The sequence below is a fragment of the Streptomyces sp. AC627_RSS907 genome (assembly GCF_019049165.1).
This window is the reverse complement of sequence record NZ_JAGMUE010000515.1, coordinates 1-2064: the sequence shown is the minus strand read 5'-3', so window position 1 is coordinate 2064 and position 2064 is coordinate 1. Positions and strand designations below refer to the sequence as shown.

Below are 2064 nucleotides of genomic sequence, written 5' to 3'. Positions count from 1 at the left end.
TTGAGTGTCCCGGCGGCGTGACGCTTGCGCGAGCGCTTTTCAGCGGCATCGGCGGGCCCACAGTGGGGCCCCACTGCGGGCCCGCCGATGCCGGCGGGCGTCGGCGGGGCCGCCGTCGAGCTTCCGGGCCGCTCAACCGGCGGGAGAGCGAACGGCGGGCGGCCCGGTCAGGTGCGGTAGGAGGTGATCAGGGAGCGACCACGACCGTCTTGCCGGGCAGCCGCCCCGCGCCGGCGTCCGCATGTACGGCGGCCAGCTCGGCCAACGGGCGGTGGGCGGCGACGTGGAGCCGGAGCTTGCCGGCGTCCACCTTGGCGACCAGCTCGGCCAGCTGGTCTCCGTCGCTGCGGACCCACAGGCTCGCGCTGCGCACTCCCCGGGTGGGGTCCTCGGGAATCGGGCCGGCCGTGCTGGCGGCGACCCCGCCGTCGGCGACGTAACGCGTCAGCTGCGCCAGCTCCTCCGGGGAGACCCGCACGTGGTTCACCACGGCCTGGAACGGACCGCCCACGGCGGCCGGGCCCGCATCGAGGTCGAGGGGAGCGACGACCCGGTCCGCGCCGTAGCTCCGAAGACGGTCGGCGTGCTGGGGCGCGTCCACCGCGGTCACCTGCGCTCCGGCGTCGACGGCGAGCTGGACCACGAGGCTGCCCACCGCGCCCCCCGCCCCGTTGACCAGGACGGACTGACCGGGCTTCAGCTCGGCGAGCTCGAACGCCGTCTGCCAGGCCGCCAGGCCGGTCAGCGGCAGCGCCGCGGCGTCGACCAGCTCGGTCGTCCGGGGCGCCGGGGCCAGGGACGCGGCCGGGACGAGCGCGTACTCGGCGGCGCCGCCGGCGGAGTCGAGGGGCAGCATCGCCACGACCCGGTCACCGACCTCCAGGCCCGTCACTTCCGCGCCGATCTCAGCGACGGTGCCCGCCAGGTCGATGCCCGGCACGTACGGGAGAGAGATCGGGATCATGGCGGCCAGGACGCCGGCGCGGATGTGGTCGTCGACCGGGTTGAACGACGTGGCCGCCACCCGCACCAGTACCTGCCCGGTGCCGGGGACCGGACGGTCGACGTCCTCGTGGCGCAGGACCTCGCTGCCGCCGAACTCGTGGAAACGGATTGCCTTCATGGCACTTTCCTCCAGGGTGTGGTGATGTCGTCGCCGAGGGATGAGGCGACCAGGTGGGAAGGCTGAGCACGCCGAGGCGCTCAGGTCAGCTGCACCGACCGGGTGGAGTTGCCCATCACCATGCGGTCGATGGCGCTCACGGCGCTGCTGGGGTCGTCGGCGGCGCCGACGGCGAGCAGCAGTGGTACGAAGTGGTCGGCTGTCGGATGGGCGACCGCGGCGCCGGGTGCCTTGTGGCGGTAGTCGGTGAGGGCGTCGGCGTCGCCCCGGGCGAGGGCGTCGACGGCCCACGCGTCGAAGGCCGTGGTGACGGCGGCGAGCTCCGGCCGGTGGAAGACGGCGAAGCTGTGCGTCATGAAGCCCGAGCCGAGCACGAGGACGCCTTCCCGGCGCAGGGGCCGCAGGCGTGCCCCGAGTTCGAGCAGGGCGCCGGGGTCGAGGCCGGGCATCGACAGCTGCACGACCGGGACGTCGGCCGCGGGGTACATGGCCATGAGCGGGATGAAGGCGCCGTGGTCGAGGCCGCGGCCGGCGAACTCGTGCACCGGCGCCCGGCCCAGCAGGCCGGTGAGCCGCCGGGCCAGGTCGGTGGCGTCCGGGGTCGCGTAGGGGAGGGTCTTGTAGCGGGGGTGGAAGCCGCTGAAGTCGTAGAAGAGCGGGGTGCCGGCCGCGGCTGCGGACATCGCGGCCGGTGCCCGTTCCCAGTGGGCCGAGACGACGACGATGGCCCGGGGTTTGGGCATGGAGCGGGCCCAGTCGAAGAGGTCGCCGAGCCACTGCGGATCGTCGAGGGTGAACGGGGCCCCGTGGCTGACGAAGAGGCTGGGCAGGGGACCGTCGGAGGGCTCCCACACCCGCTGCTCGCGCGCCAGTGGCAGGACCCGGGCGAGGAGGTCGTCGTACGCCGCGGCCGGTGCGCGGGACGGGGAGGAGGGGGAGGG

Annotated in this window: 2 protein-coding genes; both read right to left on the bottom strand. The window is 74.7% G+C overall.

Annotated features, from left to right (window positions below; genetic code table 11):
• Nucleotides 1–187: 187 nt before the first annotated feature.
• The gene (locus KUM32_RS36770; protein WP_217146218.1) at nucleotides 188–1123 is read right to left on the bottom strand and encodes an NADP-dependent oxidoreductase; all 936 of its coding nucleotides are present in this window, start codon (nucleotides 1121–1123) and stop codon (nucleotides 188–190) included.
• A gap of 80 nt (nucleotides 1124–1203) precedes the next feature.
• The coding region (locus tag KUM32_RS36765; RefSeq protein WP_254406659.1) for a class III extradiol ring-cleavage dioxygenase at nucleotides 1204–2064 on the bottom strand (861 nt) is incomplete at its 5' end.

Coding starts and splice junctions, on each gene's coding strand:
- KUM32_RS36770 (WP_217146218.1), bottom strand. CDS start 1,123: ATGAAGGCAATCCGTTTCCACGAGTTCGGCGGCAGCGAGGTCCTGCGC.